At 70.1% G+C, this 19,894-nt stretch carries 15 protein-coding genes; 8 read left to right on the forward strand and 7 right to left on the reverse strand.

Annotated features, from left to right (window positions below; genetic code table 11):
• Positions 1-18: 18 nt before the first annotated feature.
• Both ACIBI9_RS45620 and ACIBI9_RS45625 read right to left on the reverse strand, forming a co-directional pair.
• Entirely contained in the window at positions 19-738 is a 720-nt protein-coding gene (locus ACIBI9_RS45620) for an MBL fold metallo-hydrolase (protein WP_397232386.1), read from the reverse strand.
• Positions 739-768: 30 nt separating this feature from the next.
• On the reverse strand, positions 769-921 hold the full coding sequence (locus ACIBI9_RS45625) for a hypothetical protein (protein WP_387572230.1): 153 nt from the start codon (positions 919-921) through the stop codon (positions 769-771).
• A 408-nt stretch (positions 922-1,329) separates the two neighbouring features.
• Here ACIBI9_RS45625 and rho point away from each other — a divergent pair, with 408 nt between their 5' ends.
• The 3 genes from rho (at position 1,330) to ACIBI9_RS45640 (ending at position 5,826) form a co-directional block, all read left to right on the forward strand.
• On the forward strand, positions 1,330-2,433 hold the full coding sequence (gene rho / locus ACIBI9_RS45630; protein WP_397232388.1) for a transcription termination factor Rho: 1,104 nt from the start codon (positions 1,330-1,332) through the stop codon (positions 2,431-2,433).
• A gap of 435 nt (positions 2,434-2,868) precedes the next feature.
• The gene (locus tag ACIBI9_RS45635) at positions 2,869-3,909 is read left to right on the forward strand and encodes a putative RNA methyltransferase (protein ID WP_397232390.1); all 1,041 of its coding nucleotides are present in this window, start codon (positions 2,869-2,871) and stop codon (positions 3,907-3,909) included.
• Between the two features lie 144 nt (positions 3,910-4,053).
• Complete coding sequence (locus ACIBI9_RS45640) at positions 4,054-5,826, forward strand: S9 family peptidase (protein ID WP_397232392.1); 1,773 nt, start codon at positions 4,054-4,056, stop codon at positions 5,824-5,826.
• Positions 5,827-5,921: 95 nt separating this feature from the next.
• Here the strand turns inward: ACIBI9_RS45640 and ACIBI9_RS45645 are convergent, their stop codons facing one another.
• Positions 5,922-7,112, reverse strand: coding sequence for a PP2C family protein-serine/threonine phosphatase (locus tag ACIBI9_RS45645; RefSeq protein WP_397232394.1), 1,191 nt, complete (start codon positions 7,110-7,112; stop codon positions 5,922-5,924).
• A 471-nt stretch (positions 7,113-7,583) separates the two neighbouring features.
• On the opposite strand from ACIBI9_RS45645, the gene ACIBI9_RS45650 reads away from it, so the two are divergent.
• Positions 7,584-11,765, forward strand: coding sequence for a HAMP domain-containing protein (locus ACIBI9_RS45650; RefSeq protein ID WP_397232396.1), 4,182 nt, complete (start codon positions 7,584-7,586; stop codon positions 11,763-11,765).
• 3 nt (positions 11,766-11,768) lie between these two features.
• Positions 11,769-12,398 carry a two-component system response regulator gene (locus tag ACIBI9_RS45655; RefSeq protein ID WP_397232398.1) on the forward strand — a complete coding sequence of 210 codons (630 nt, stop codon included), beginning with the start codon at positions 11,769-11,771 and terminating at the stop codon, positions 12,396-12,398.
• Between the two features lie 183 nt (positions 12,399-12,581).
• Here the strand turns inward: ACIBI9_RS45655 and ACIBI9_RS45660 are convergent, their stop codons facing one another.
• Both ACIBI9_RS45660 and ACIBI9_RS45665 read right to left on the reverse strand, forming a co-directional pair.
• The gene (locus tag ACIBI9_RS45660; RefSeq protein ID WP_397232400.1) at positions 12,582-13,781 is read right to left on the reverse strand and encodes an NYN domain-containing protein; all 1,200 of its coding nucleotides are present in this window, start codon (positions 13,779-13,781) and stop codon (positions 12,582-12,584) included.
• Between the two features lie 187 nt (positions 13,782-13,968).
• On the reverse strand, positions 13,969-16,314 hold the full coding sequence (locus ACIBI9_RS45665; protein ID WP_397232402.1) for a sigma-70 family RNA polymerase sigma factor: 2,346 nt from the start codon (positions 16,312-16,314) through the stop codon (positions 13,969-13,971).
• A gap of 142 nt (positions 16,315-16,456) precedes the next feature.
• Here ACIBI9_RS45665 and pyrE point away from each other — a divergent pair, with 142 nt between their 5' ends.
• On the forward strand, positions 16,457-16,990 hold the full coding sequence (gene pyrE / locus ACIBI9_RS45670; protein WP_397232404.1) for an orotate phosphoribosyltransferase: 534 nt from the start codon (positions 16,457-16,459) through the stop codon (positions 16,988-16,990).
• A gap of 47 nt (positions 16,991-17,037) precedes the next feature.
• Here the strand turns inward: pyrE and ACIBI9_RS45675 are convergent, their stop codons facing one another.
• Both ACIBI9_RS45675 and ACIBI9_RS45680 read right to left on the reverse strand, forming a co-directional pair.
• Positions 17,038-17,448 carry a hypothetical protein gene (locus tag ACIBI9_RS45675; protein ID WP_397232407.1) on the reverse strand — a complete coding sequence of 137 codons (411 nt, stop codon included), beginning with the start codon at positions 17,446-17,448 and terminating at the stop codon, positions 17,038-17,040.
• Positions 17,449-17,510: 62 nt separating this feature from the next.
• Positions 17,511-18,218 carry a DedA family protein gene (locus ACIBI9_RS45680; protein WP_397232409.1) on the reverse strand — a complete coding sequence of 236 codons (708 nt, stop codon included), beginning with the start codon at positions 18,216-18,218 and terminating at the stop codon, positions 17,511-17,513.
• Between the two features lie 109 nt (positions 18,219-18,327).
• Here ACIBI9_RS45680 and fbaA point away from each other — a divergent pair, with 109 nt between their 5' ends.
• Both fbaA and ACIBI9_RS45690 read left to right on the forward strand, forming a co-directional pair.
• Entirely contained in the window at positions 18,328-19,350 is a 1,023-nt protein-coding gene (gene fbaA / locus ACIBI9_RS45685) for a class II fructose-bisphosphate aldolase (protein WP_397232411.1), read from the forward strand.
• A gap of 34 nt (positions 19,351-19,384) precedes the next feature.
• Positions 19,385-19,795 (forward strand): DUF3151 domain-containing protein, encoded by a 411-nt coding sequence (locus ACIBI9_RS45690; RefSeq protein WP_364851981.1) that lies wholly within the window; start codon positions 19,385-19,387, stop codon positions 19,793-19,795.
• The last annotated feature ends 99 nt before the right edge of the window (positions 19,796-19,894 follow it).

Genomic DNA, 19,894 nt, shown 5'->3' on the forward strand with positions numbered 1-19,894 from the left:
CATCGTGCCCGGGAAACGTCACAGACGCAGGAACGGCTCGCCGAAGTGAGCGGTCGCGAGAATCGCGCGCTCGGCCCTGAGCGTCGCCAGCACCTCCGCCCGGGTGCGCGCGGCCGCCTCCTGGTCGTCGTCGTAGGCGTACCGGATGGCCGGGTCGTCGAGCTGGACCGGGTGGAGCACGAGATCGCCGGTGACGGCCACGTCCCCGACCCTGGCGATCTGGTGGCCCGGCGTGTGCCCGGGCGCGTGATGCACGTGGACGCCCGGCGAGACCTCCGCCTGGCCATCGACGACGTGCAGCTGCCCCTTGATCGGGGTGAGGAGCCGGTCGAGCACGGGACCCTGCGCGGCGTCCACCTCGGCCTGCTGGAGGACGTACCGGGCGTTCTCGAACGCGGGCCTGCCGTCGGCCACCACGCCGCTGGCGTGGTCGCTGTGCAGGTGCGTGAGTACGACGGTGCCGATCTCGGCGGGCGAGACGCCCGCGGCGGCCAGCTCGCCGGCGAGGGTGCCGGGAACCGGGGCCCAGCTCGCGGCCGGTGAGTCTTCGTCACCGATGCCGGTGTCGACGAGGGTCAGCCGACCGGCCGCGTCGCGGATCAGGTAGCAGTGGAAGTGCAGGACCCAAGGCTCGTCCTGGAGCCCGGAACCGGGGAACATCTCGGCGAGCGGGCGGCGGATCGCCGCTCCCATGGGACCTACGGCGTCGCAGAGCGGCGTCACTTCGACGCCGGACACTGTTATAGATGTATGCGGCACTTGCCCAGATTAGGCGGCTACGGCTACCTGCTGCTGGCGCGGGACGAACTCGTTCTCGATGTCGGCCGCGTAGACGGCGCGGCAGCAGTGCGCGCACCTGTACATGATCGGGCCCTCGTCGAGCTCGTGGTGGCACCGCGGGCAGTGGTTGACGGTCTTCATGGTGCTCCCCCAAGGAGTTTTCTGTTGGTTCTATGGAACCCTCACCGAGTTGCAGGGGTCCTGCATGTCGCTTGACACGATGGCGCTGCTTCGACGGGGGCCGTATGCCCTCCGGCACACCGGGTGCGGTAATTTTCCTCGCAGTACGGTGCCGAGAAGAACATTGTCACGTCCCCCTGCCCGCGTCCGTGGGAGAAACTCCGAGAACGGTCCGGGAATAGCCCAAGAGGGCTAGGCGTTTACTGGACCAGATGGTGTGGTATCTTGCCACCAGGCGTCGAGCTTCCGCTCCGCTGGTCTTCATCTGAGTCTCGCCCCGTTCTCTCAAGGGGCCGGCTTCCTTTCTTTCCGCACCGCGCCCGGCCGCTTTCGGGCTGGTCCGGCGCATTCCCCCAAAGGGGTTCCACCATGTCTGTACACATTCCTGAGCAGCGTTCCGACGTGCCCGTCCGCCAGGTCGAGGGCCTCCAGGACGTACGCGAGAAATCCGCGTTCCTCCGGGCCGGGCACCTTCCCGGCCCTGGCGACGTGCGCCTCACGCCCGACAAGGTACGGCAGTTCGACCTGCGGCCCGGCGACCACGTCGTCGCGTCGTTCGCCGGCAACAAGCTCGTCGGCGTCACCTCGGTCAACGGCTCCACGCAGTGGCGCGACCGGCCGAGTTTCGCCGAGCTGACACCCGTACATCCGACCGAGCGGCTCCACATCGAGACCGAGTCGCTCAGCACGCGCGTCATCGACCTCTTCGCGCCCATCGGCAAGGGGCAGCGCGGCCTCATCGTCGCACCGCCCAAGGCCGGCAAGACCATGGTCCTGCAGGCGCTGGCCGCCGGGATCACCCGCAACCACCCCGAGGTGCACCTCATGGTCCTCCTCGTCGGCGAGCGGCCCGAAGAGGTCACCGAGATGCGCTCCACGATCTCCGGCGAGATCTTCTACTCCACCTTCGACCACCCCGACCGCGACCACACCGCCGTCGCCGAGCTGGCCATCGAACGCGCCAAGCGGCTCGTCGAGTCCGGCCAGGACGTCGTGCTGCTGCTCGACTCGCTGACGCGGCTGGGGCGGGCGTACAACAACCTGGCGCCCGGCGGCGGCCGGGTCCTCACCGGCGGCATCGACGCCGGGGCCCTGTACCCGCCCAAGCGCTTCTTCGGCGCCGCCCGCAACGTCGAGGGCGGCGGCTCCCTCACCATCCTCGCCACCGCCCTGGTGGACACGGGGTCGCGGATGGACAACAACCTGTACGAGGAGTTCAAGGGGACGGGGAACATGGAGCTGCACCTCGTCCGCGAGCTCGCGGAGCGCCGGCTCTTCCCGGCCGTGGACCTGGACGCCTCGGGGACCCGGCGGGAGGAGATCCTGCTGCACACGGAGGAGCGGCAGGTGGTGTGGCGGTTGCGGCGCATGCTCACCGCCCTGGAGAAGCGGCAGGGCCTCGAGATCCTCGTCGACAAGCTCCGCTCCACCCCCTCCAACGCCGCCTTCCTCCTCGAAGCAGCCGCCGCCTGACCCCGCCCCTTCCCCCCTTGCTTCACCGCACCACACACCTCCGCACCCTGACGCACCGCATCGGCGAGCAGGCGTACGGCGGAGCCCGGCGCAACGCACCGGCGCTCAGCCACCCGCTGCACGGGCGCCCGGTCGCCGTAGCGCCCAGCCAGCCGCCACACGGGTATCCAGCCTCCGTAGCGCCCAGCCGCACGCAAACCCGGTGTCCGTAGGGCCGAGTTGCCCGCCGCACGAGCATCCAGCCTCCATAGCGCCCAGCCGGCCGCCGCGCGGAAACCCGGTCTCCGGGGTGCCGCCCGGGTGTCGAAGATCGGCCGCTCGTTCCAGGACGGCGGGCGACCGGCAGCGTGGCAGGGCCCGCGTCGGGAGCCCATGCGCCGCGATGCAACCCGCCCCGTGGGAAGGGTCCCGGGGTGGTGGACGAGAATGGGCGGCATGCTGGCCGATATCGTCGAATACTTGGCGTGCCCCGTCTGCCGAGCCGCCCTCCGGCTCGACGCCGGCGCGCTCCGGTGTGCCCAAGGGCATGCCTTCGACGTCGCCAAGCAGGGCTACGTAAGCCTCCTGGTCGGCAACAAACCCCCGGGAACCGCCGACAGCCCCGAGATGGTGGCCGCGCGGGCGCGATTTCTCGATGCGGGCCACTACGCACCACTGCACGACGCGGTAGCGGAAACCGTACGAAAGTACGTGTGCGACAAGAACGTTCCAGCAAAACGTGAGTACTCCACCGAATCGAATGACGGCACGGGGCTGAGGGCGTACCGTGGGGCTGGAGTGGAGGCCGGTTACGGCGCTGGGTCAACGGATCCCGCGTACGAGCCGGAAATCGACGGCGATCGTCGCGCGGAGGGCAGGGCCGCGCCGTTGATCGTCGACGCAGGCGCGGGCACCGGGCACTACCTGGCGGCCGCGTTGGACGCGGTGAACGATGGCATCGGGATGGCGTTCGATGTGTCGAAGCACGCTGTACGCCGGGCGGCGCGGGTGCATCCCAGGGCAGGGGCGTTCGTGGCCGACGTGTGGCGTCCGCTCCCCATCAGGGATGGGGTGGCCGATGTGGTGATGGACGTGTTCGCGCCCAGGAACGGGCCCGAGTTCAGGAGGATCCTGCGGCCTGGCGGCGTCGCCGTGGTCGTGACACCGGCGGCGCGGCACCTGAGCCCGCTGGTCGAGGAGCTCGGGCTGCTCTCCGTGGACGAGGAGAAGGAACGCAGGCTGGCGCGGAGCCTGGACGGCTTCGCCGAGGTGGAGCGGCGTTCGGTCGAGTTCGAGATGGAGCTGGGGCATGACGACATCGCCCAGGTGGTCGGTATGGGCCCGAGTGCCTGGCATACCGACGCGGCGGAGCTTGACAGGCGAATAGCGGGATTTATCTCCCGAAATGTCATGAAAGGACAGCAAAAAGTAGTAACGCACGCCGCGTTTCACGTGTCTATCTTCGAGACCGCACCCCGATCAAGACCTGTTCCTTGACGGGCATGTGGGACTGGTGTTACTGATGGGGCATTTAGTCCGAAATTCCCCCACATTCCCCAAGTTTTTCCCCGGAACACGCGCAATACTGGACGGCATCCCGCGCCCGGAGGCACGGGACATCAATGGGAGGGGGCGCACCGGATGAAGGCGGAGGAACGCTGGCAGGCCAGGTTCCGCGCGTCGCGCATGACGCTGCCGTCCTGGGCGCGCCAGGCCCCCAACCGCTCCATCTACCGCTCCAACGCCACCGGCACCTGGGAGGTCTACGCCTGGGACCGCGTGACCGGCGCCGTCCGCCAGGTCACCGACCGTCCGAAGGGCACCGCGTACGCCGCCATCGACCCCACCGGACAGTGGATCTACTGGTTCGCCGACACCGGCGGCGACGAGTTCGGCGTGTGGTGGCGCCAGCCGTTCGCCGGCGGCCCCAACGAGCCGGTCGCCCCCGACCTGCCGCCGGGCCAGCCCGGCGGCATCGCCCTGTCCACGACGGGCGTCGCGGCGATCAGCATGGCCAGCGAGGGCACGTTCAGGATCCATGTCGTCCGCATCGGCGGCCCGGCGACGCTCCTGTACGAGCACAGCGAGGCCGCCTGGGTGGCCGACATGTCCCTCGACGGCTCGCTCATCGCGATCAACCACGGCGAGTACGGCGACTTCCGCCACCCTGCGCTCCGCGTCGTCCGCCAGAGCGGTGAGACGGTGGGCGAGCTGTACGACGGGCCCCTCAAGGGCGTCACCGGCCTGCACTTCGCCCCCGTCGTCGGCGACCGCCGCCTGCTGGCCCTGCACGAGCGCCGCCAGCGCCACGAACTCCTGGTCTGGGACCCGGTGAGCGGCGAGCAGCGCGAGATCTGGCTGAAGGACCCGGGCGACCTGAACGCCGAGTGGTACGACGACGGCCGCGGCCTGCTCATCCTGCGCGACCACCGCGCCCGCACGTACATGCACCGCTACGACCTCGCGGGCGGCGGCCTGACGCTCATCGACACGCCGCACGGCGTGATCGACGAGGCCGCTCCCCGGCCCGGCGGCCACGTCGAGTACTCCTGGTCCAGCGCCTCGCGCCCGCCGGTCATCCGCTCCAGCAGCGGCCAGGTCGTGGTCAATCCCGGCGGCCCGCCCGCCCCGCCGAGCGTCCCCGTCGAGGACATGGACGTCGACGGCGAGGGCGGCCGCATCCATGCGCTGGTCTCCAAGCCCGAGACGGGCGTCGCCCCGTACCCGGCCGTCTTCCTGCTGCACGGCGGCCCGACGGCGCACGACCGCGACGCGTTCTCGCCGGAGGTCGCGGCCTGGGTGGACGCGGGGTTCGCGGTGGTGCGGGTCAACTACCGGGGCTCGACCGGATATGGCTCGCCCTGGCGCGACGCGCTGCACGGCGACGTCGGGCACATCGAGCTGGCCGACGTGGCCGCCGTACGCCAGGTCGTGGTCGACCGCGGCATCGCCGATCCGGACCGGGTCGTGCTGGCCGGCGCGGCCTGGGGCGGCTATCTCACGCTGCTCGGCCTCGGCACCCAGCCGGACCTGTGGGCGGCCGGCATCGCGGCGGTGCCGATCGCCTGCCACCAGACCTCGTACGAGGACGAGGCGGAGAGCCTGCGCGCCTACCACCGCGCGCTGCTCGGCGGCTCACCCGACGAGCGGCCGGAGCAGTACGCGGCCAGCTCCCCCATCACCTACGTCGACCAGGTCAAGAGCCCGCTGCTGATCCTCGCGGGCGAGAACGACACCCGCTGCCCGCTGCGCCAGATCGAGAAGTACGTGGCCAAGCTGGCCGAGCACGGGCGCGAGCACGAGTTGTACATGTACGACGCCATCGGCGGCTCGCTCGTGATGGCGGAGCGGATCGCGCAGACCGCCCTCCAGCTCGAATTCGCCAGGAAACACCTCAATCACAGTGACATTTGACACACTGTAAGAAGTTTCCTGACGGACTTGACCGTCAGACTCTCCCGGTGACAGCATGTGCCGACGCTGTCACAGGGAGGCGTTTATTGAGCGTGCTAGCGGGCGCGCAGGACCACGATGGCCAGGTCGTCCTGGCTCGGCTCGGAGGCGAACTCGGCCGCGCCCCTGCGGATGCGCTCGGCCACCGCCCTGGCCGACAGCCCGGCACACTCGGCCAGCAGCTTGGCCAGCCCGCCGTCGTCGTCGAGCAGCCGTCCGCCCGAGCGCCGCTCCGTCACCCCGTCGGTCACCGCAAGCAGCACGTCGCCGTGCTCCAGGTGCACGGTGTCGGCCTCGAACATGACCTCGTGGAAGACCCCCAGCAGCGACTGCGGCGTGGTCACGGCCTCCACCTTGCCGCTCGGCCTGAGCCGCAGCGCCTCGGGATGCCCGGCCGACACCAGGCGCACCTCCAGCCCGGTCGACACGGGCGTGATGTCGCCGTGCAGCAGCGTGAGAAACCTGGCCCGCTCGCCCTCCTCCAGGATCGCCTGGTTGAGCCGCCCGAGCACGGCCGCCACGCCGTAACCCTCGCGGGCCAGCAGCCGCAGCGTGTGGCGGGCGAGCCCGGTCACGGCGGCGGCCTCGGGGCCCGTGCCGCACACGTCGCCGATCGCGAACCGCCACGAGTCGTCGCCCGCCTTGAACAGGTCGTAGAAGTCGCCGCCGACCTCGTTGGTCTCGCCGGCGGGCTCGTAGATGACGCCGTAGTCGAGCCCGGGGACCTCGGGCTCGTTGGGCGGCAGCAGGCTGCGCTGCAGCGCCCGGTTGGCGGCGGCCTGCTGGGCGTAGAGCCGGGCGTTGTCCATGGCCAGCGCGGCACGCCTGCCGATGTCCTCGGCGAACTGGATGACGTCGTCGGGGAAGCGGTCGGGCCGGCCCAGGCACATCATGCCGAGACCGCGCCCGCGCGCCATGAGCGGCACCGCGAGCACTTGGGAGTCGGCCAGATGGACGGTCGAGGTGACCCTGGCGTCGGCGGCGTCGACGTCCATCTCGGCGAGTTGGTCGCGCAGCCCGTCGATCCTGGCCTCGTCGGCGTGCCAGAGATAGACCAGCCGCATCGGCCCGGAGTTGTCGGAGGTGTAGACGGCGCACCAGCTGGACAACCTCGGCACTACGACCTGGGCGATGATGGCAGGTACCATGTCCGGGTCGAGCGTGCCCGCGAGCAGGTCACTCGCGTCGGCCAGAAACCCGAGCCAGTGCGGCCCTCGGGCGCTCTCCTCCAGCCATTCGGCTGCCACTCTGTCCGGGGAGCCAGGTAGCGTGAGCCTAGCCCAATGGACACGGGAATCCCCCGTGAAGGTGACGCCCCACTCTTCGACGTTAGCGGAAGGAGCTTTCGGATCACCCTGGGAGAGGCTTCGCTGCCTCAGTTCTACCTGTACGGCATCCCCGAGATGCTTCCAGATCACCTCAAACGGCTCGTCAGCGACCTGCTCGGCCAGATCCCCCGCGACTTGTTCGGCGGTATGGAGCACGCCGCCGGTGGCCCACGCTGTCATCACTTCGCGCGTGAACCTCATCGCAGCCGTCACAGCGGTCTCGCCCGGCGCGAAGGTCGCGGCGAGCACCGCATGGGGAGAAGCAGTCATCCCACCGTGCCTACCACACTTCCAGCTGACTTGGGGTAAATCCAAGGGCAGGACTCAGAGCTACTCATCGTGACAGACTTGAATCACTCGCCGGAGCCCGCCGCGAGTGAAGGAGGCCCCATGACCACGGCCAAGGCCGCGCCAACCCCGGAGGAGAGGACCTACACCGAGTCGGATCTCATTCCCATCCTCGAGACCCTTTTCTCTTGGCGTGATGGTGATTTCCGGCGTCGTGTCCCACATGCGCCTCCCGGGATCCTCAGCGAGGTCCGGCTGCTGCTCAACGAAGTGGCCGACCGCCGCGAGCATCTGGCGAACGAGCTGGTGCGCGTTCGTAAAGAGGTCGTCAAGGAGGGCCGGTTCGGTGAGCGGCTGACGCCCGGACCGGGCGTCGGCGCGTGGGCGGAGAGCGTCGAGTCGGTCAACCAGCTGATCGACGCCCTGGTGAGCCCCGTGAGCGGCGCGGCCGACGTGATCGACGCGGTCGCCAAGGGCGACCTGTCGCGCCGGATCGACCTCGACCGGTCGGCCAGGGGCGAGGTGCGGCGCCTGGGCAAGGCCATCAACGGCATGGTCGACCAGCTCGCGCTGTTCAACAGCGAGGTGACCAGGGTGGCCCGCGAGGCCGGCACCGAGGGCCGGCTGGGCGGCAGCGCCAACCTGCGTGGCATGTCGGGGAGCTGGCGCGACCTCACCGAGGCCGTCAACACGATGTCGTCCCGCGTGGCCGCGCAGGTGCGCGACATCGCGGTCGTGACCACCGCGGTGGCCAAGGGCGACCTGAGCCGCAAGGTGACGGTCGACGCCGTGGGCGAGATGTTCGAGCTGAAGAACACCGTCAACACGATGGTCGACCAGCTCTCCGGCTTCGCCGAGGAGGTCACCCGAGTCGCCCGCGAGGTGGGCACCGAGGGCCAGCTCGGCGGCCAGGCCCAGGTGACCGGCGTCTCGGGCGTCTGGAAGGACCTCACCGACAACGTCAACTTCATGGCCAACAACCTCACCTCCCAGGTGCGCAGCATCGCGACCGTGGCGACGGCGGTGGCCCAGGGCAACCTGTCGAAGAAGATCACCGTCGACGCGCAGGGCGAGATCCTCCAGCTCAAGGACACCCTCAACACGATGGTGGACCAGCTGTCCTCCTTCGCCGACGAGGTCACCCGAGTCGCCCGAGAGGTGGGCACCGAGGGCAAGCTGGGCGGCCGGGCCGAGGTGAAGGGCGTGTCCGGGGTCTGGAAGGACCTGACGGACAACGTCAACTCGATGGCCAACAACCTGACGTACCAGGTGCGCAACATCGCCCAGGTGACCACGGCCGTGGCCAACGGCGACCTCACCCGCAAGATCGACGTGGACGCCCAGGGCGAGATCCTCGAGCTCAAGTCGACCATGAACACGATGGTCGAGCAGCTGTCGTCGTTCGCCTCCGAGGTGACCCGAGTCGCCCGCGAGGTGGGCACCGAGGGCCAGCTGGGCGGCCAGGCGCAGGTGCGCGGCGTGTCCGGGGTCTGGAAGGACCTCACCGACAACGTCAACTTCATGGCCAACAACCTGACCTCACAGGTGCGCCAGATCGCGGCCGTGTCGTCGGCGGTGGCCCAGGGCGACCTGTCGAAGAAGATCACCGTCGACGCGCAGGGCGAGATCCTGCAGCTCAAGGACACCCTCAACACGATGGTGGACCAGCTGTCCTCCTTCGCCGACGAGGTGACCCGAGTGGCCCGCGAGGTGGGCACGCAGGGCCAGCTCGGCGGCCAGGCCCGGGTAACCGGCGTGTCGGGCGTCTGGAAGGACCTCACCGACAACGTCAACTTCATGGCCAACAACCTGACCTCGCAGGTGCGTAACATCGCCGAGGTCACCACGGCCGTGGCCAACGGCGACCTCACCCGCAAGATCGACGTGGACGCCCAGGGCGAGATCCTGGCCCTGAAGACCACCATCAACCGCATGGTGGACCAGCTGTCGTCGTTCGCCTCCGAGGTGACCCGAGTCGCCCGAGAGGTGGGCTCCGAGGGGCAGCTGGGCGGCCAGGCCCGGGTCGAGGGCGTCGAGGGCACGTGGAAGCGGCTCACCGAGAGCGTCAACGAGCTGGCCGGCAACCTCACCACGCAGGTGCGCGCCATCGCCACCGTCACCAGCGCCGTGGCCCGGGGCGACCTGACCCGCTCGATCGCCGTCGAGGCGCAGGGCGAGCTGATGGAGCTGAAGGACAACATCAACTCGATGGTGGCCAACCTCCGCGAGACCACCCAGGCCAACCAGGAACAGGACTGGCTCAAGTCCAACCTGGCCCGCATCTCCAGGCTCATGCAGGGCCACCGCGACCTGCTCGAGGTGGCCAAGCTGACGATGAGCGAGCTGACGCCGCTGGTCTCGGCCCGCTACGGCGCCTTCTACGGCATCGACCCCGAGGGCGACCACGAGCTGATCCTGATCGGCGGGTACGGCGTGCGCCCCGACCGGGGCCCGCGCCAGCGGTTCGCGATCGGCGAGGGCATCGTCGGCCAGGCGGCGGCCGAGGGCCGGCACATCATGCTCGACGACGTGCCGCCGCAGTTCATCACCATCGACAGCGGGCTCAGCCAGTCCACGCCCGCGCAGATCGTGGTGCTGCCGATCCTGTTCGAGAACCGGGTGCTCGGCGTGCTCGAGCTGGCCTCGTTCACGCCGTTCGGCGAGGTGCACCTCGACTTCCTGCGCCAGCTCGTCGAGACCATCGGTGTCACGATGAACACGATCATCGCCAACTCCCGCACCGAAGACCTGCTCACCGAGTCGCAGCGGCTCACCAGGGAGCTCCAGGAGCGCTCCGACGAGCTGCAGCGCCAGCAGGAGGAGCTGCGCAGGTCCAACGCCGAGCTGGAGGACAAGGCGGCGCTGCTGGCCAAGCAGAACCGCGCGATCGAGATCCAGAACTTCCAGATCGAGCAGGCCCGCCGCACGCTGGAGGAGCGCGCCGAGCAGCTCGCGGTCTCCTCGCGCTACAAGTCCGAGTTCCTCGCGAACATGTCCCACGAGCTGCGTACGCCGCTCAACAGCCTGCTGGTGCTGGCCAAGCTGCTGACCGAGAACGCCGAGGGCAACCTGACCTCGCAGCAGGTGGAGTTCGCCCGCACGATCCACAGCGCGGGCTCCTCGCTGCTCCAGCTCATCAACGACATGCTCGACCTGTCCAAGGTCGAGGCGGGCCGGATGGACATCCACCCGATCCAGGTGTCGCTGCCGAAGATGGTGGACCTGCTGGAGGCCGCGTTCACGCCGCTGGCGCAGGACAAGGGGCTGTCGTTCAGCGTCGACGTCGAGTCCGACGTGCCCAAGGAGCTGCGCGCCGACGAGCAGCGCCTGCAGCAGGTGCTGCGCAACCTGCTCTCCAACGCGGTGAAGTTCACGCCGCGGGGCGAGGTGAAGCTGCGCGTCTCGATGGCGCCGCCCGGGGTCGACTTCGACGACGACACCCTGCACGGCGCCGACGACCTGCTCGCCTTCCAGGTGATCGACACCGGCATCGGCATCGCGCCCGACAAGCGGGACGTCATCTTCGAGGCGTTCAGGCAGGCCGACGGCACGACGAGCCGCAAGTACGGCGGCACGGGCCTGGGCCTGGCGATCTGCCGCGACATCGCCCGGCTGCTCGGCGGCGAGATCCACGTGGACAGCGAGCTGGGCAAGGGCAGCACGTTCACGCTCTACCTGCCGGCCTCGTACACCGGCCCGCTGGCCGCCACCGACGGCGGCGCGCCCCGCCGCCAGCTGATGACGGCGCCGACGGAGGAGTCGGCCGCGGTCACGCCGGAGCCGCCGCCGCCGCTCGACCTGCCGATGCCGGAACTCGTCGAGCCGGTGGAGACGCCGGTCCAGTGGCAGGGCGACGACCCGCTCAGCGGTGCCAAGATCCTCATCGTGGACGACGACATCCGCAACGTTTTCGCGTTGACCAGCGTCCTGGAACGACACGGTTCCACGGTCGTCTACGCTGAAAACGGTCGGGAGGGGATCGAGCAGCTCGAACGAAACGAGGACGTCGCGCTCGTGCTGATGGACATCATGATGCCGGAGATGGACGGCTGGGCCACCACCTCCGCCATCCGGCGCATGCCTCAGTTCGCCGACCTGCCGATCATCGCGCTGACCGCCAAGGTCATGCGGGGCGATCGCGAGAAGAGCATCGCCTCCGGCGCGTCCGACTACGTCCCCAAGCCGGTGGACGTGGACCGCCTGCTCGAACGCCTGCGCGGCTGGCTGAGCCGCGGGCGCGGGTCCATGTCCGACTCGTCAGCCTCAGCAGCCGAAGGGTCGTGATCGATGCCGGATCGCGCCAAGATTCTCCTCGTTGACGACCGCGAGGAGAACCTGATCGCTCTCGAAGCCATCCTCTCCTCGCTCGACCTGGTGCCCGTCCGCGCCAGGTCGGGCGAAGAGGCCCTCAAGGCGCTGCTCAACACCGAGTTCGCCTTGATCCTGCTGGACGTGCGCATGCCCGGCATGGACGGCTTCGAGACGGCCGCGCACATCAAGCGGCGGGAGCGGACGAGGAACATCCCGATCATCTTCCTGACCGTGGTGGACAGCGCGCCCGACTACGCCTTCCGCGGCTACGCGGCCGGGGCGGTCGACTACCTCACCAAGCCCTTCGACCCCTGGGTCCTGCGGGCGAAGGTGTCGGTGTTCACCGAGCTGTACAACATGAACAAGCGGCTGGCCGAGCAGGCGTCCCTGCTCCGCGACCGCGTGAGCGGCGAGCTGCCGCCTGGGGTCGGCGACCATGCCTCGGTGCTGCCTGAGCTGTCGCGGCGGCTGACGGCGGTGGAGGACGAGCTGGCCCGGGTGCGGGAGCTGGCCCGCAAGTCCCAGGATCCGGCCCTCGCCGTGCCCCTGTCCGACCTCGCGGACCGCCTCAACCACCTACGCGCCGGCTTCGACGCCCTCTCCTGACCTCGCGCGTTACCGGGCGGGGCGTCGGTGCATGGGGCGGCCGGGAACCAGAGGGGTCGCGTTGCGGGGGTGCTGTGGCCGGGGGCCCGTGGCCGGAAGGTCGCGTGGTGAGCGAGGCGGCGAAGCGGGAGCGGCCGGGGGGTGAACCGCGGGGCGGTGGAAGCTGCAGTGGCTGGTGGGGGGTCAGTGGCGGGCGCGTTCCAAGGCGTCCCAGAAGCCGCGTCTCAGGGCGTGCCGTACCTCGTCGTGCAGCAGGAAGTCGATCGGCAGGGAGGACCCCTGCAGCAACCGCGCCTCCAGGTCCGACGGCATTCGCGGCTTGCGCGCCAGCACCGCCTCCAGCCACAGCGCGGGCGCGTCGCGCGCCACGGACTCGCCGAAGTCGTGTCCCTCCCGGTGGGCGGACTTGACCGCGTCCGACAGCGTGGTGGCGCCGGCGGTGGCGGCGGACGGCGGGGTGACGGGCGCGGGCTGCGGCCCCGTGTACGGCCCCAGCTGGGCAGGCTGGTAGGTGCCGCTCGACGACGGGCTGGCGAACTGCCCGGTGCTGGGCGACTGCGACTGGATGGGCCCGGTGGCCGGAGTGGACGGCGGCGCGGGCGTGGCCGGCAGCTGCTCGGGCTGGTAGCTGGCGTACGTCGGCAGCACGGGCGGCGTGGACGACTGACCGCGCCCGGACGAGGACCCGTTGGACGAGGACGGCGTGGAGGAGGAGCCGGCGGCGTGGCTGCCGCTGGACTGCGGCAGCTGGGGCAGCGACGGGGGAAGGGACGGCTGGGCGGGCGGCAGCGAATGGGCGGCCTGCCCGTTGCTGACCGGCTGGTGCCCGTTGGACGCCTCCGTGATGCCCGTGACCAGGCTGACGTAGGGGCGCAGGTGGACGGCGCCCAGCTCGACCAGGTCGTCGCACTCCTGGCGCAGCGACCGCGACACGGCCCAGCCGCCGTCGGCCGCGATGTGGATCACGCTGACCCTGATGCCGAGGTCCTGCGCGTCGCACACGACCTGGGCCAGGTCCTCGTCCCCGCTCACCACCACCGCGTCGCAGATGGCGTTGTTGCGGGCGAGCGTCATGAGGTCGCGGTGGACCTGGGCGTCGACGCCTTCGCGCCGGCCCGGCCGGATGCGCGACAGCCTGAGCTTGAGGCCCGGTATGTCGGCCAGCGCGTCGTGCTCCGGCGTGCGGCGGCCTTCGACCGTCGCCTCGTACCAGTAGCACCTCAGCAGCGGCAGGCCGGTGCGCTCGCGCGACAGGCTGGTCATCAGCTGGAGCAGCCCCGGGTAGTCCCAGGCAACCGCTTCGCGATGACGCGTGCCGTGCACGGCCATCGCGCCATCGGCCAGCAGATAGCCGGCGTCCACGAACAGCGCACAGCGATCCACTAAGCACCGCCCCTTTCATGGTGGTCCGTCCTGGCTGGCTCTGCACCGTCAGAGACCGGACTCGGCGGCCCTCTCTCAGGGTAATGAAAGCAGGTGATCGCGCGAGGGTTAATCCCGACGATTCGGCATCGACCCGCTGCCACACCGGACGATTCAGGCAGACCGTACCAGTTTGTCCCGTTCACAGTCATGATCGCGCGCGGACGCTCAACGCGGCCACTCCGAACAGCACGACATCCTTGTCCGTCGCGATCGTCAGCCCCGGATCCACCCCGAGCTCGGCCCCGATCGTGTCGACGTCGACGCCGAACGTCATCTCCGCCGCACCGGCCGAGGACTCGTCGAAGACGTTCGCGGCGTCCCGATCACCGTCCTCGGGAGCGAGCGCGCCGGACCCGAGGGAGACCTTGTCGCCCTTGAGGTCGGCGTCCCCCTCCCACGTCACCAGCTCGACCCGGGCGGGCGATGCTGCCGGGCTCAGCCCGCCGAGCGGGATGCGCACCCGCCGTGCCGGCCCGCCGACCACGGTGGCCGCGTCGAGCACCATGGCCTGGCTGTACGGCTCCGCGGGATCCGTGACGATCAGCACCAGGCTCCATCCGGCGTGCCGGGACACCCCTTCTTCCATGGGCATGTCGGCCGCCCACCACGTGCCGTTCCGGTGCGAGGCGGCGACCAGCTCGCTGACGTCGGAGTACGCCTGGTAGACGGGCCCCGACGGCAGCTCGCGGAGCGCCACGTCGTCGGGTTTGACCAGCGTGTACTGGCTCCGCCCCGGCGGCCTGACCTTGATGGGCCCGGCCGTCGTCGCGCTCGCTGACCAGTAGAGGCCGGCCCACACGACCTTGCTCCCCTTGGGCAGGCTCAGCGCGGCCCCGCTGGACGCGCCGGTGGCGGGGCTGTCGTCCTGGTCGAGCGCGGTCATCGGCCAGAGGTCGTTGTCGCGCTGGCCGCGCTGGCGCCGCCTGGCCTCCGCGCAGCCGGCGCCCGTCTCGGGGCAGGTCAGCAGCGAGTTGCCGATCGCCCTGACGGCCACCTTCCCGTCGGTGGCGAACCTGGCGGGCGCCCCGGTCGTCCGTACGCCGTCCTCCGCCTGCGCCGTGACGTGCAGCGGGCCCGAGTCGATCCGGACGGCCGGGCCCGCGCCCTCCGGCGCCTCCGCCGCCACCCGCACCCGCAGGAACAGCGCCGTGCCCTGCCCTGCCGCCAGCGGTGCCCTGGCACACCGCGCGTCGTGCCCCGAGGGGCGGCACGCCCACCCGTCCACGGTGCCCACGGTGTCGCGGTCGTCGTGCCGCGCGGGCGGGACGAGCGTCACGCCGGAGGGCAGGTCCACGAGCGCCGTCAGCGCCTCGCTGGGCGCCTCGCCGTAGTTGCGCAGGCGCAGGCCGACGATGCCGGGCCGGGCGCGTACGAGCGATCCCAGCGCCTCGACGGTGGCACGCAGCCGCGCCCTGCCCGGCTCCGTGCTCTTGACCGGGCTCCTGGCCGGCGGCCGCACCCGCGTGGGCTCCTCGCTCTGCAACGGCACGGGCACCGGCATCGGCTCGCCGGCAACGGGCGGCGGCCCCGCGACCGGCACGGCGGCGGTGGGCCTCGTGATCGGCTTCTCGTCGGTGACCAGCATCAGCCCGGCCGCCACGGCCACCGTGACGGCCATGCTGCCGGCCATCGCGGCCTGCTGGTGCCTGGGCCCCCGCCACAGCCGGCCGAACACCCGCAGCAGCCCGCCCGCGCCGCCGACGCCCGCGGCCGACTTCGCCAGGGCCGCCGCGTACCCGCTGAAGATCGGCCCCGTAACCAGCGGGCCGACCATGACGCGCAGCCCGCGGTTGACGTCGGTCAGCTCCAGCAGGACCCCGTTGCACTCCTCGCAGGCGGCCACATGCTCGTCGACCTCCTTGGCGTCGCGCCTGGTCAACCCGTCCCGGACGTACGCGCCCATCTTGCCCAGGACGGGCCGGCAGTCGTGCTTCGGCGGCGAGCCCAGGTGCATCTGCAGGTACGCCTGCCGCAGCCCCTCCCTCGCCCGGTACGCGAGCGCCGCCACACCGTTGGGCGACAGGCCGAGCAGCGGCGCCACCTGGACCGGTTTGCACCTTTCGACCTCGGTGTGCCAGAGGACTGCCCGCCACCGCTCGGGCAGCGACAGGAACGCCTTGGCGATCAGCGACTTCTCCAGCTCCACGAGCGCCGGATCGACGAACGGCACCCCAGGGTCGTACTCCTCGATCTCGCCCGTGGTCACCTGGCGGCTCTCGATCCTGGAGCGGTCGTAGACCGTGCGCCGCACCACGGTCAGCAGATAGGTGCGGAAGCCGGACTCGGGCCCGCCGCCCCGGCCGACCAGGTCGAGGATCTTCGTGAACGACTCCGCGACCACGTCCTCGACCTCGGCGCGCCTGACGAGCTGCCTGGCCAGCGCGCGGGCGGCGGCGACGTGGCGCTCGTAGAGCTGCCCGTAGGCGGCGGCGTTGCCTTCCCTGACCGCCTGGAGGAGCTCTGCATCGCTTTGCGGAGTTTCGACACCCATAGTGACCTCACGATTACGCGGGGTTGCCCCGCGCATTCATTCCGCACTCTCCGCCGGGACTAAACCGCACCCGCGCCTTTACCTTCGGAAGGTTCGAGGGCGCCGCGACGGGTCCTCCGGCCGGAGCCATAAGCTTGGGCGCATGACGGATCGCGACAACCTGCTGGCCGAGATCAAGAGCAAGGCCGTCGTCCACGGCAAGGTCATCCTGTCCTCCGGCATGGAGGCCGACTTCTACCTCGACCTGCGCCGCATCACCCTCGACGGCGTGGCCGCGCCGCTCGTCGGCCGGGTGATGCTGGACCTGACGGCCGACCTGGAGTTCGACGCGGTGGGCGGGCTCACGCTGGGGGCCGACCCGGTCGCGGGCGCGATGCTGCACGCGGCGGCGGCGCGCGGGCGCACGCTCGACGCGTTCGTGGTGCGCAAGGCGCAGAAGCAGCACGGCATGCAGCGCCGGATCGAGGGGCCCGACGTCAAGGGGCGGCGGGTGCTGGCCGTCGAGGACACCTCCACGACGGGCTCATCGCCGCTGACGGCCGTGGAGGCGCTGCGCGAGGCGGGGGCCGAGGTGGTGGCCGTGGCCACGATCGTCGACCGGGGCGCGCGGGAGCGCATCACCGGCGAGGGCCTGGAGTACCGCTCGGTCTTCACCCTCGACGACCTCGGGCTCTGAACCGAGGGGCCGCCGGGCCTCAGCCGCCGGGCCTCGGCCGCGGGGCCTCAGCCGCCGGACGCCTTGACGGTGAACGCCTCCCGCTTGCCGACCTTTCCCTGCTCGCGCGGCTTGCCGTTCTCGGTGACGCGGACGGTGCCCGCGTCGCTGAGCACGACGTCGAGCTCGGGCTCGTAGTAGCTGACCTCCTCGCCCCTGCTCATCTCGCGATACTGCAGCACGTCGCCGCCCGGCACGCGTACGGTGACGATCGGGCAGGCATCGGCCAAGCACTCGATGTGCACGGTCGGCACCCGCGCGGCGGTCTCCGCGGCGGGGCCGGGCGTGACGGCCGACGCGCGCTCGCGTTCGGGCGGCGTCGCGCCGAACGAGCCGAACAGCGCGCGACCGCCGATGACCAGCAGCGTCACCACGGCGCCCGCGGCGAGGACGGCGAGCGCCAAGCGGGCGACGCCCATCGGATCTGACCTGTGGCGTCCCACAGTCGGCAGCGTACCCCGGGTAACCCCCGGTTTTCGGCTCAGTACTGGCTGTCGGTCGGCACGCGGTGGTGTTTGCCGTTGGGCTCGGGAAGGTTCTTCTGCTCCCTGCGCTTCTTGATCACCTCGACGATGATCGGGATCAGCGAGATGAACACGATGACGAAGACGCCCGGCAGGATGTACCTGTCGATCTGCTTGGGGTCGACCTTGCTGCCGAGGAAGTGACCGAGCAGGAGCAGGCCCTCGACCCAGACGACGCCGCCGACGACGTTCCACAGGAAGAAGCGCTTGGCAGGCATCTCCAGCACGCCCGCGACGGGATTCATGAACGTGCGCACGATCGGCACGAACCTGGCCAGAATCACCGCCTTGGCCGGACCGAACTTCTCGAAGAACTCCTCGGCCCTGACGACGTGCTCCCTCTTGAACAAGCGCGAATCAGGTTTGTCGAAGAGTCTGCGGCCGAACCTGGCGCCCAGGAAATGCCCGAGTTGGGCGCCCGCAATGGCGCACAGGGGGGTGCCGATCAACAGGACGGGAAAGGAGAGCGGCTCGATGCCCATTCCCTGAGCCACCGAGACCGAGCTGAAAATCCCCGCGGCCACCAGCAGCGAGTCACCGGGGAGGAAGAACCCGAGCAGCAAGCCCGTTTCGGCGAAGATGATGGCGAGAACGCCGATCGTCGCGAAAGCCCCCAACACGGTCAGCCACCACGTCGGGTCGAGGAGATTCCAGAGCCAGTCCACGCCCGAGAGCCTACCTGTAGAGGCGACAAACGCGTTGTGTCTACCACACGGGGTAGTGAGTCGGGATACTGGGCCTGCGCGAAGCCGTTACTTCTCAGGGAGATGAATCATGCCTATTGCGACTCCAGAGGTCTACGCTGAGATGCTCGACCGGGCCAAGGCCGGCGGATTCGCCTACCCGGCGATCAACGTGACCTCATCGCAGACGCTGAACGCCGCTCTGCGGGGCTTCGCCGAGGCCGAGAGCGACGGCATCGTCCAGGTCTCCACGGGCGGCGCCGAGTTCCTGTCCGGCGCGACCGTCAAGGACATGGTCACGGGGGCCACGGCGCTGGCCGAGTACGCGCGGGTGGTGGCCGCCAAATATCCCGTGACGGTGGCACTGCACACCGACCACTGCCCGAAGGACAAGCTCGACGGCTTCATGCGGCCGCTGCTCGACATCTCCCTGGAACGGGTCTCCAAGGGCCTCGACCCGCTCTTCCAGTCCCACATGTGGGACGGCTCCGCCGTGCCGCTGGACGAGAACCTGGAGATCGCCAAGGAGCTCCTGGAGAAGTCCGCCAAGGCGCGGGTCATCATGGAGATGGAGATCGGCGTCGTGGGCGGCGAGGAGGACGGCGTCGTCGGCGAGATCAACGAGAAGCTCTACACGACCCCTGAAGACGCGCTGGCCACCGCCGAGGCCGTCGGGATCGGCGAGAAGGGCCGCTACCTGCTGGCCGCCACGTTCGGCAACGTCCACGGCGTCTACAAGCCGGGCCACGTCAAGCTGCGCCCGGGCGTGCTCAAGGAGATCCAGGAGGCGGTCGCGGCCAAGTACGGCAAGGACAAGCCGTTCGACCTGGTCTTCCACGGCGGCTCCGGCTCGTCGCTGGAGGAGATCCACGAGGCGATCTCGTACGGCGTCGTCAAGATGAACATCGACACCGACACCCAGTACGCCTTCACCAGGCCGATCGCGGACCACATGTTCCGCAACTACGACGGCGTGCTCAAGGTGGACGGTGACGTGGGCAACAAGAAGATGTACGACCCGCGTGCCTACGGCAAGAGCGCCGAGGCCGGCATGGCCAAGCGCGTCGTGGAGGCGTGCGAGAACCTCAAGAGCGCTGGGACGAAGATCTCCTAGCCAGTTTCATGGCCCGGCGGGTATGACTTGTCCTATGGATAACCTTCTCGCCGGGCCGCCCCCGACTCAACTGCCGGATCTGCCCGAGGCCAGGGAGGCGCTCGAATCCGGAGCCAAGGCCGCGGACGTGGCCGCCCGTTTCCCCGCCTACCCGGCGGCCTGGGCCACGCTCGCGGAAGAGTACTTCGCGCAGGGGCACGCCGTCACTTCCTACGCCTTCGCCCGCACGGGCTACCACCGCGGGCTCGACGCGCTCCGACGCAGCGGCTGGAAGGGACACGGGCCCATCCCCTGGGAGCACGAGCCCAACCGCGGCTTCCTGCGCTGCCTGTACGCCCTGTCCAGGGCCGCCCAGGCGATCGGCGAGAAGGACGAGGCCGAGCGGTGCGTACAGTTCCTCAAGGACAGCACCGAGACGGGCTACGAGGCCCTCACAAAGGGTTAGCCCTCGTTGTCTTGGGACGAATAGGCACGTTCGGGTAGTCTCTCTACGCAAGAGCCCCTGTCGCGCTTGCGCCAGGGGTTTCGTTTTGTGCACGGGAGA

Source organism: Nonomuraea sp. NPDC050451, assembly GCF_044458585.1.

Bases quoted from the DNA above. Each gene is read 5' to 3' on its own strand.
- ACIBI9_RS45625 (WP_387572230.1), bottom strand. From the start codon at position 921: ATGAAGACCGTCAACCACTGCCCGCGGTGCCACCACGAGCTCGACGAG.
- rho (WP_397232388.1), top strand. From the start codon at position 1,330: ATGTCTGTACACATTCCTGAGCAGCGTTCCGACGTGCCCGTCCGCCAG.
- ACIBI9_RS45635 (WP_397232390.1), top strand. From the start codon at position 2,869: ATGCTGGCCGATATCGTCGAATACTTGGCGTGCCCCGTCTGCCGAGCC.
- ACIBI9_RS45640 (WP_397232392.1), top strand. From the start codon at position 4,054: ATGAAGGCGGAGGAACGCTGGCAGGCCAGGTTCCGCGCGTCGCGCATG.
- ACIBI9_RS45650 (WP_397232396.1), top strand. From the start codon at position 7,584: ATGACCACGGCCAAGGCCGCGCCAACCCCGGAGGAGAGGACCTACACC.
- ACIBI9_RS45655 (WP_397232398.1), top strand. From the start codon at position 11,769: ATGCCGGATCGCGCCAAGATTCTCCTCGTTGACGACCGCGAGGAGAAC.
- ACIBI9_RS45665 (WP_397232402.1), bottom strand. From the start codon at position 16,314: ATGGGTGTCGAAACTCCGCAAAGCGATGCAGAGCTCCTCCAGGCGGTC.
- pyrE (WP_397232404.1), top strand. From the start codon at position 16,457: ATGACGGATCGCGACAACCTGCTGGCCGAGATCAAGAGCAAGGCCGTC.
- ACIBI9_RS45675 (WP_397232407.1), bottom strand. From the start codon at position 17,448: ATGGGCGTCGCCCGCTTGGCGCTCGCCGTCCTCGCCGCGGGCGCCGTG.
- fbaA (WP_397232411.1), top strand. From the start codon at position 18,328: ATGCCTATTGCGACTCCAGAGGTCTACGCTGAGATGCTCGACCGGGCC.
- ACIBI9_RS45690 (WP_364851981.1), top strand. From the start codon at position 19,385: ATGGATAACCTTCTCGCCGGGCCGCCCCCGACTCAACTGCCGGATCTG.